This is a genomic window from Streptomyces sp. NPDC096040 (assembly GCF_040303265.1).
GTDB lineage: Bacteria > Actinomycetota > Actinomycetes > Streptomycetales > Streptomycetaceae > Streptomyces.
The window spans coordinates 1-8,236 of sequence record NZ_JBEOTA010000056.1 but is presented as its reverse complement, the minus strand read 5'-3'; the positions used below and the strand labels follow the sequence as shown (position 1 = coordinate 8,236).

Sequence of the window (8,236 nt, the reverse complement as noted above, 5' to 3'; positions counted from 1 at the left end):
GCCGCGACTCCGCGCCGTCCGCTTCCCGTGCCACGGTGCCGCTGACGAAGGAGCCCGAACCACCCGACCGCGACGTGTCCGGCCCGGACCTCACGTCCGGTGCGCGCGATGCAGGGCGCCGGTCCCACCGGCCGTGGTCCGCGCGGCGTATTCCGGCGGCGCTGGTCGCCTCGGCGATCCTCGTGGCTGCGGTCGCGGCGCTGGTCGACGTCATCGCCGTACGGGCGGGACGCCCGGCGGCGGCCTGGCGACGGCACCTGGCCGACGAACTGGCCACGCGCACCGTGGACGACGTGTGGATGCTGACGGGAGCTGCCGTGGCCGCCGCCGTCGGCGTCTGGCTGATCATCCTGGCCCTCACCCCCGGTCTACGCCACTGGCTGCCCCAGCGCTCCCCCGCCGACTGCCCGCGGCTGCGGGCCTGCCTGGACCGCGACGGCGCCGCCGGCGTGCTGCGTGACGCCGCGATGCGGGTTCCCGGAGTCGGCGCGGCGCGAATCCGAGTGGGGCGTCACCGCATCAAAGCGCACGCGGACGTCCGCTTCCGTGACCCCCGGCAGGTGAAGGACGACCTCACCACCGTCCTCGACGAGGAACGCGACCGGCTGGCCCTCGCCCGTCCTGCCCGCATCGTCGTACGGGTGCGCCCACGCACCGACTGACCGAAAACCCCCAGCACCGGAGCCCGCACCATGACACAGCGAGCCGCCCTCAACCGCAGTCTGCTGGCCCTGGCCGGACTGGTCCTGCTAGGCGGCGGACTGCTGGTGCTCTTCGCAGGGCTCGACCTCTACCGGCGACACGACCTGATCCCGCCCACGGGCTGGCCCCTGATCACCCCGGACGACGTCCTGCTCGGCTCCGCCGACCGGGCCCGCTGGAGCAGCCAGGGCTGGTGGTGGTGGCCCGCGGTCATCGCCGCCCTCGTCCTCGCCGCCACGCTCGCCCTGTGGTGGCTGCTCGCCCAGCTCAGCCGTCGCCGCCCCGGAGCATTGCCCGTCGGCGGCACACCACCGCAGGAGGGCGTCGAACTGCGCGACCGCGCACTCAGCAACGCGATCGCGAGCGAAGCCGGCGCCCTGCCGGGGGTCGAGCATGCGGCCGTACGCATCACCGGCCGGCCCGCCCACCCCCGCACCCGCGTCAAGCTCACCCTCACCCCGCAGGCCGCACCGGGCGCCGCTCTCGGTGCCCTCTGCGAGGGCCCGCTCAGCACCGCTCGCCGGTCCACCGGCCGCCCTGACATACCCACCGAGGTCCGCCTGCAGGTCGCCCGCCACAAACCACACCGCGCGGAGTGAACCGCGTTGACCTCCCAACGGCCTGGTGGCACTGCAAGCGGACTGGTATCGCACCTACGACGCGCTCGTCGCGCCCGGCCCGGCCCGGCCCGTCCCGTCCCGTCCCGTACGACGGTGCTGCGCTGGCGTCTGTACGTCCTGTCGGTCCGGCTGTGCTGGCATCCGTACTGGACCACGGCGGCCGTAGCGGTCCCGGCTGCGCGGGCGGAGCTCCGCCGTCGGGGCCGCGCGCTGGAGCGCGTCCGATGAGGCCGCGCCCGGAGCATCTGGCGGAGTGGGAAGAGGAGATCCGTGCGACCGAGGCGCGCGGCGCGCTAGGTCCGTGACGGCCGCACCTGGTGCAGCTGCCCCTCGATCCGCTGAGAGTCCGGGCTGCCGGTGCCAGCTCCCGTTGTCGCTGCGCGAGGTAACCGGATCTGCGCCGCTTCGCTCCCGACCGCAGCAGCGTTATGCCGCCGGACTGAGGGCGGATGCCGGGCGCAGTCCGGGGCACTCGACGGCTTGGCCTCATAGACCCGAAAGGACGAATAGACGGAGAGGCGGTCGCTCCTGGGGTAGGGAAGCGACCGACCGGCTTTCGTGTGACGGAGATCACGCCGCGTCAAAACGGTTTATATATCCACTAATTTCACAAAAGAGAAACGGCGGTATATTTGACGCTGTTAAATCTGCTTGAGTGGCCGCTTATCTCGACGTCGAGGAAATTATCGATCGAGTCGGTCTGTTTTGGAAAGAGGGCCGACATAAAAAAATCCGCTTCCGGAGAGATGCGCTCCGGAAGCGGATTTTTCTGGGACGGTTTCTGGCTATTGGGCTTCCGCGACCCCGGTGACGGTGGGCGAGGGGAACCTCACCTTCCCGAAGGTGGCGAGAGCGCGTTCGTCCGGGAACCGGTACTGCCGGTAGCCGGTGGTCACCAGGCCCTCCTTGCGCAGCGCCCTGAGGGCGTTCTCGATCGTCGCTCTGCTGACCGACAGAGCTGCGGCGAGGTCGGTCTGGGAGGGGCCTTCGACCATCCGCCCATACTCCGAGGACGGAACTGCGCACGTGTCCAGGAGGTGCACGAAGAGCCCGGCGAGCCGGATCTCCGGGTGAAGGGCGTGGCGGTTGTAGACCCGCTCGCCCATGACCACCTGCTCCGCGAGGACCTTGCCGAGAGCCACGGCTGCGGGCCCGTTGGTCTCGGCGAGGGCGCGCATCCGCAACAATGGCATCGTGAGGGTGAGCGTGTTGTTGAGGCAGCGTGTTGTGGGCGGCAGCAGGGTGTCGTCGAAGACCTCGGCGACACCGAGGACCGCACCTGTGCCGTGGATGCGCACCGTCGTGTCCTCCCCGTATGCCGATTCCTCGTACACGCAGCCCGACAGGACTATGTGCACCGCCGCTCCGGTTGACCCGCGCAGCTGCACGTCCCGGATGCTGTAACGGGTCGTCATCATGCCGGCGATCGCATGCCGCAACTGGGGACCGAGCTCGGCGAGGAACGGGTTCAGGTCGATCTGGGCCCTCACGGCCCGGGAGCCCGAGAGCCCGTGGCCGACCAGGCCGGTCTCCTCGTCCACGGTGTAGACCGAGTTGCCGAGCACCATGGTCGGCATGCCGTCGTCCAGCCGCCGCGGCAGGCGCGGCGGCGGCCGGCGAACTCCGGGAAGCTGCTCCCGCGGGCCCGCGCCCATCAGGAGACCCTCGAAGAGGAGAACGCTGGCGACGAAGGCGAGGGGAGGGGTAGCCCGGTGTCCGTGCTGGCGTGGCCCGGGACCACTGTCACGGTCGCGGCCGGTGCCGGCACCGTGGAGGGGACGAACATCGGGGTGACGATGTGCGGGATGACGCCGAAGAGGACCGCCGCCGCGCCCAGCACGGCGGTGATGCGCGCCGGTGCGGAGGACAGGTACTTGACGACGAGCACGATCGTCAGGCCGAAGATGCCGACGATCATGACTGCAGCGGTAGGGGAATTCATATCCCACCTTCTGTGACGTTGTGGATCTTTATTTGTGGTGGCCGGTCCGGCGGTGTAGGGCCGGGATAAGAGGGCGTCTCGGGCAGACTGGTTAGGTCGACGAAAAGCGGCGCGTCTCTTGATCGAGCAGGATATAGCACTGCGTGGTGGTCACGGAAATGTCACCCTCGGGCGAAGGTGCGCAAGCGCAGCGCAAGTGCGAAGTGCTTTCTGTGCGAATCCCTAAAGTTTTGGCATTACTCCCGGGTAGGGAGCAACACTCCCCATCTTTATGGAATGGATCTACGGGCTGCACCGTTACATTCACTGAAGCTGACGTTGTGCCCTGGCCGGTCCGGCGGCAGCTTGTCGGGGCTTCTCCCTGGGGTGGTTCCCAGGGAGCCCCCGACCCCCATCAAGCACTCTGACCTGCGAGTACACAAAGGACGGCACTGGCCGTCCACTCCTGAGTGGCGGCACCGTCAGTGCCGCCACAAGTCGTTTCAAGGGAGGTGCGCCTTCCGAAGGAGCCCGCCCGGCCTCCCGGGGCGGGGGAGGATACCGGCAGGGTCTGACAATCCGGGGTCCGGAAAAGGGGTGACTGATGCCACTTTTTTCCGGGAGGCCCCCGTAGAAGCGGTGCGAGGATCAAGTCGGGATGCTCACTGGGCAGCCAGGTGCCGGCAGGCCGGGCGGAGCTCCGTCATCAGGGCCGGGCCCTGGAGCCCGCCCGGTGAGCCCGCGCTCGTCCGGGTGTACCAACTCGTGCGCCATCTCGTGCGCGAGCTGGGATCACCGAACTCGACGACTCAACTCCCCTCCCAGTTCGGGTACACCATCTGTCGCGTCATCTGACGCGCTATCTGGTGCACTATCTGCCACCTCCTCCGAAACGATCTCGGCGGGTCCGAGTGGGTGGTTCGACAGCCCCCGTGCCCGCTGCCCTCACGTCGGATGTTCCGGGCTCCGGCCTGGCGCCGCACTCTCGCGCGGGCGCGATCTTCACGACATACTCACCGGCATGAGTTCCGCGAGCGGCGAGGACAGGCCGCCGGATCCGACCATGGCGCATGCGGCGTCGCTGCCGCACCTGACCGAGTACGAGCAGGAGGGTGCGTGGGTGGTGGTCGTCCACGGTGCCTTCGACCTCGACTCCGCTCCACTCCTGGCGTCGGCTCTGCAGGACGCGGCCGCCACCCACCCGACGGTCGTCGTGGACGCGGCCGAGGTGACCTTTGCCGATTCCACCGTGTTGAACGTGCTGCTGAATTTCCACCGCGGCCACCGCCTGCGTGTGGCCAGGCCGGCGCGCCAGCTTCTGCGGGTTCTGGAGCTGACCGGCGCGGACCGGGTTCTGGATGTCCGGGCGACGGTGGAGGATGCGGTCGCCGGGTGACGGGCATGCCGGGCCGTGGGGGAGTCCGTAGGCTGAGGGGGCTCGGGGCCTGTCACGGAGGTCTGCGATGCCGCGGAGTATCTGGTCCGGTGCGATCAGCTTCGGCCTGGTCACGGTGCCGGTTCACGTGGTGAGTGCGACCGAGGACCATTCGGTGCGGTTCCACCAGTACCACGTAGAGGACATGGGCCGGGTACGGGTGCGGAAGTTCTGCGAGGTCGAAGGCCGCGAAGTCCGCTCGGACGAAATCGGCAAGGGCTGCGAGCTGACCACGGCGCAGGTCATTCCCCTAACCAATGACGAACTGCGCAATCTGCCGCTGCCGGCGGCGAAGGCCTTGGAGATCCACGGGTTCGTGCCGTGGGAGTCCATCGACGCCCTCCGTATCGGCGAGGGCTACTACCTCCAGCCCGACGGGCAGGTGGAGGTGAAGCCGTACGAGCTGCTGCGCCAGGCGCTGGAGCGTTCCTCACGGGTCGCGGTGACCAAGTTCGCGTGGAGCGGCCGGGAACGCCTTGGACTGCTGCGGGTGCGGGAGAACGTGATCGTGCTGCATGCGATGCGGTGGCCGGACGAAGTCCGGGACCCGGCCGGGGTGAACCCGCCGACGGCGTCTGTGTCGGACGCGGAAGTCGACGAAGCCATGATGCTGATCGAGCGGATGACCACCGATCGCCTGGAGGGCCCGGACTTCGTCGACCGCTACACGGAGGCGCTGGAGCAGGTGATCGACGCGAAGCGGGAGGACCGCGAGCTGCCCCAGGCGCCGGAGCCGGAGAAGCCGGCGGGCAAGGTCCTCGATCTGATGGCGGCCCTGCAGGAGTCCGTGGATAAGGCGAAGGCCTCGCGCGGCGACACCGGCACCGAGGCGCAGGGCCACGAGATGCCCGCGAAGAAGAAGACCGCGAAGACCACGGCGAAGAAGACCGCGGCGGCGAAGGAGACGGCCTCCAAGAAGGGGACGGCGAAGAAGACCGCAGCCCGCAAACCCCGCCGCAGCGCGTAGCCGTACGCGCCAGGCCCGCTTGCCACTTTCGCCGCTGCTGCGCGCCCCTGCCCGGAGCGTGACCCGACACGGCCCTCAGGCGCAGTGGTCAGGGCCACCAGCGCTGCCAAGGCGCGGCTTGATGACCTGCGATTTTAGGGGTAAATGCTTGTCGTCCTGCATGTATTTGCTCGGCGGTGATGGCTGCCCGGGCAGGGAAGAACCCCGGAGTTGTGATCACGATGGAGTACTCGGGAAACGGGCGTCCCGTGCCCAGCGACATGCCGGGTTTGGTCCGGCAGGCGGACGTCGCCAGGCAGTTGGTTCAGCTGAAGCAGGAGATCGACCAGCTCCAAGAAGCGATCGCCTCGCACGCCGTCATCGACCAGGCCATCGGCGTGGTCATCTCCCTGGGCAAATTCTCCCCCGAGCAGGGGTTCGAGGTACTGCGGATGGTCTCCCAGCACACCAACACCAAGCTCCGGAAAGCCGCCGCGCTGATCGTGAACTGGCCGGCCGGCGGGCCACTGCCCGATGCCCTCCACAAAGCGCTGGAACAAGCCCTGACCGACGTACGCTCCCCGTGAACCGCGCCGCTCCCACCCCGCGTACCCCTGGTCCAGCATTCCAAGCGGTACACAAAGGCTCCCGGACACTGGCGCGCCGATCCGTGACCGGCCAGGAGGCCACCGAGAGCGGCGTACGCTCCGCCTGCGGAGGGCGTCCGGAACGTGATGTGCCCATGGCGTCCTCCGCGCCGCTTCACCCGACTGTGGCTCGTGCCGGTTCTCACGGTGCGGGCCACAGTCATGCGTTGTCGCCCCCGCTGGCTCACAGTTGCGTCACCCGTTCGGCCTACGGCGGCTGTTACGCACTTTCGCGGACCGGTCCGCCGGCCGCCGGCGGCGCTGCCTGGCGGGGTGGATCGCCGTGTCTGCCGCTGGTGCGGAATCGGTGACTGACAACTGGTCAATTCGTCATGTTCATCGCATACATGCGTCTTGCATGCGAGGGTCACTGAAATATGCGTACGGCTGCGCTGCTACCTGGACTTGCGCCAGCGGACAGCCTGGAGGCATCGAACGCGGCTGCGCCCGAGTTCGGCGGAGTCGGGACACAGTGACAACCGCGTGCCAGGCCGTGCCGATCGCACCGGGACACCTCCGCTCGCGCGGAGCCGACGGCATGCGCACAGGGACCATCCCCGCGGGTGCGGGGAGCAGGAGGTGTTCGCCCCTGTCCTCGCGGTCACTCCGGGACCGTCCCCGCGGGTGCGGGGAGCGACGCCGAGACTTCGGGCCGAAAGTCTGATTGCGAGACCATCCCCGCGGGTGCGGGGAGCAGCAACTCCTCACCCAGATACGCACGCTGAGAACGGGACCATCCCCGCGGGTGCGGGGAGCAGAAGTTTCCGCCCGGCCCGTCCGTGCGGTTGGGGGGACCATCCCCGCGGGTGCGGGGAGCAGCGTGCAAGCCAAAGAGCCTTCCGGTAGCGGCAGGGACCATTCCCGCGGGTGCGGGGAGCAGTTTCCGGCCTCCCAGCCGGGCAGCTTGAAAGGGGGACCATCCCCGCGGGTGCGGGGAGCAGATGGGCAGCCTGCTCCGGAACCTCATCTTCGTGGGACCATCCCCGCGGGTGCGGGGAGCAGCCCACCAAGTCCGCCACGGTCACGGTGGAAGAGGGACCATCCCCGCGGGTGCGGGGAGCAGTGGAACCAGCCGCGCCCGTCCAGGCCGAAGCCGGGACCATCCCCGCGGGTGCGGGGAGCAGTGGCTGCCCGGTTGAAGAGGGCGCCGAGGAGGGGGACCATCCCCGCGGGTGCGGGGAGCAGTTGCGCTCCTCCTGCAGCTGATCCGTCAGCGAGGGACCATCCCCGCGGGTGCGGGGAGCAGCCCGGCCTCCCGAGACATCGGGGGGTCGAGGTGGGACCATCCCCCGCGGGTGCGGGGAGCAGGGCTCCTCGTGCAGCTCGATCGTCAGCGGCGCGGGACCATCCCCGCGGGTGCGGGGAGCAGCCGACGTCGGCGGATCCGGTGTAGGTGTCCTGGGGACCATCCCCGCGGGTGCGGGGAGCAGGCTGTTGAAGCCGGTCACTGCGTTGCCCTCCCGGGACCATCCCCGCGGGTGCAGGGAGCAGCCGGACGCCCTTGGCCCCGTTGGGGCGGCGTAGGGGCCATCCCCGCGGGTGCGGGGAGCAGAAAACGCGCTCAGGGCCCGTAACGCCATCGTTGGGTCCATCCCCGCGGGTGCGGGGAGCAGCCCCAGAACACGGAGAGCGCCCGTATCTGGGAGGGACCATCCCCGCGGGTGCGGGGAGCAGAGCGACGAAGGCGCCGCGGTGCTCAGCGAGGTGGGACCATCCCCGCGGGTGCGGGGAGCAGCCTTCCGTTCCCCGTCATGGTGAGCATCAGCGAGGACCATCCCCGCGGGTGCGGGGAGCAGAAGCGCGCAAGGCCCATTTAGTTAAAACACTCGGGACCATCCCCGCGGGTGCGGGGAGCAGTTCACCACCGGACTGTGGGCGGCCGTGGCAAAGTCCAGGTGTGCGGACAGTTGAGTCCCGGCTGATGGCCACCAGAAATCCAGGTGGATGGCCGTCCGGCCTGCGGTG

Annotated in this window: 8 protein-coding genes and 1 CRISPR repeat array; of the genes, 6 read left to right on the top strand and 2 right to left on the bottom strand. The window is 69.3% G+C overall.

What is annotated here, in order from left to right; genetic code table 11:
* The 3 genes from ABTY98_RS40005 to ABTY98_RS42435 form a co-directional block, all read left to right on the top strand.
* The coding region (locus ABTY98_RS40005; RefSeq protein WP_502994475.1) for a DUF6286 domain-containing protein at nt 1-662 on the top strand (662 nt) is incomplete at its 5' end.
* Between the two features lie 30 nt (nt 663-692).
* Nucleotides 693-1,301 (top strand): alkaline shock response membrane anchor protein AmaP, encoded by a 609-nt coding sequence (locus ABTY98_RS40000; protein WP_352226084.1) that lies wholly within the window; start codon nt 693-695, stop codon nt 1,299-1,301.
* A gap of 114 nt (nt 1,302-1,415) precedes the next feature.
* Nucleotides 1,416-1,550 carry a DUF8825 domain-containing protein gene (locus ABTY98_RS42435; RefSeq protein ID WP_502994474.1) on the top strand — a complete coding sequence of 45 codons (135 nt, stop codon included), beginning with the start codon at nt 1,416-1,418 and terminating at the stop codon, nt 1,548-1,550.
* Nucleotides 1,551-2,107: 557 nt separating this feature from the next.
* On the opposite strand, the gene ABTY98_RS39995 is transcribed toward ABTY98_RS42435, so the two are convergent.
* Nucleotides 2,108-2,899 (bottom strand): Crp/Fnr family transcriptional regulator, encoded by a 792-nt coding sequence (locus ABTY98_RS39995; protein WP_352226083.1) that lies wholly within the window; start codon nt 2,897-2,899, stop codon nt 2,108-2,110.
* Nucleotides 2,900-2,976: 77 nt separating this feature from the next.
* On the bottom strand, nt 2,977-3,240 hold the full coding sequence (locus tag ABTY98_RS39990) for a hypothetical protein (RefSeq protein WP_352226082.1): 264 nt from the start codon (nt 3,238-3,240) through the stop codon (nt 2,977-2,979).
* Between the two features lie 1,024 nt (nt 3,241-4,264).
* Here ABTY98_RS39990 and ABTY98_RS39985 point away from each other — a divergent pair.
* From ABTY98_RS39985 to ABTY98_RS39975, 3 genes are all read left to right on the top strand, one after another.
* On the top strand, nt 4,265-4,639 hold the full coding sequence (locus tag ABTY98_RS39985) for an STAS domain-containing protein (protein ID WP_352226081.1): 375 nt from the start codon (nt 4,265-4,267) through the stop codon (nt 4,637-4,639).
* A 67-nt stretch (nt 4,640-4,706) separates the two neighbouring features.
* Nucleotides 4,707-5,645 (top strand): non-homologous end joining protein Ku, encoded by a 939-nt coding sequence (gene ku / locus ABTY98_RS39980; RefSeq protein ID WP_352226080.1) that lies wholly within the window; start codon nt 4,707-4,709, stop codon nt 5,643-5,645.
* Between the two features lie 248 nt (nt 5,646-5,893).
* Nucleotides 5,894-6,211, top strand: coding sequence for an ANTAR domain-containing protein (locus ABTY98_RS39975; protein ID WP_352226079.1), 318 nt, complete (start codon nt 5,894-5,896; stop codon nt 6,209-6,211).
* 607 nt (nt 6,212-6,818) lie between these two features.
* Nucleotides 6,819-8,128: direct repeats of the CRISPR family, unit length 29 nt; unit sequence GGGACCATCCCCGCGGGTGCGGGGAGCAG.
* Nucleotides 8,129-8,236: the final 108 nt, after the last annotated feature.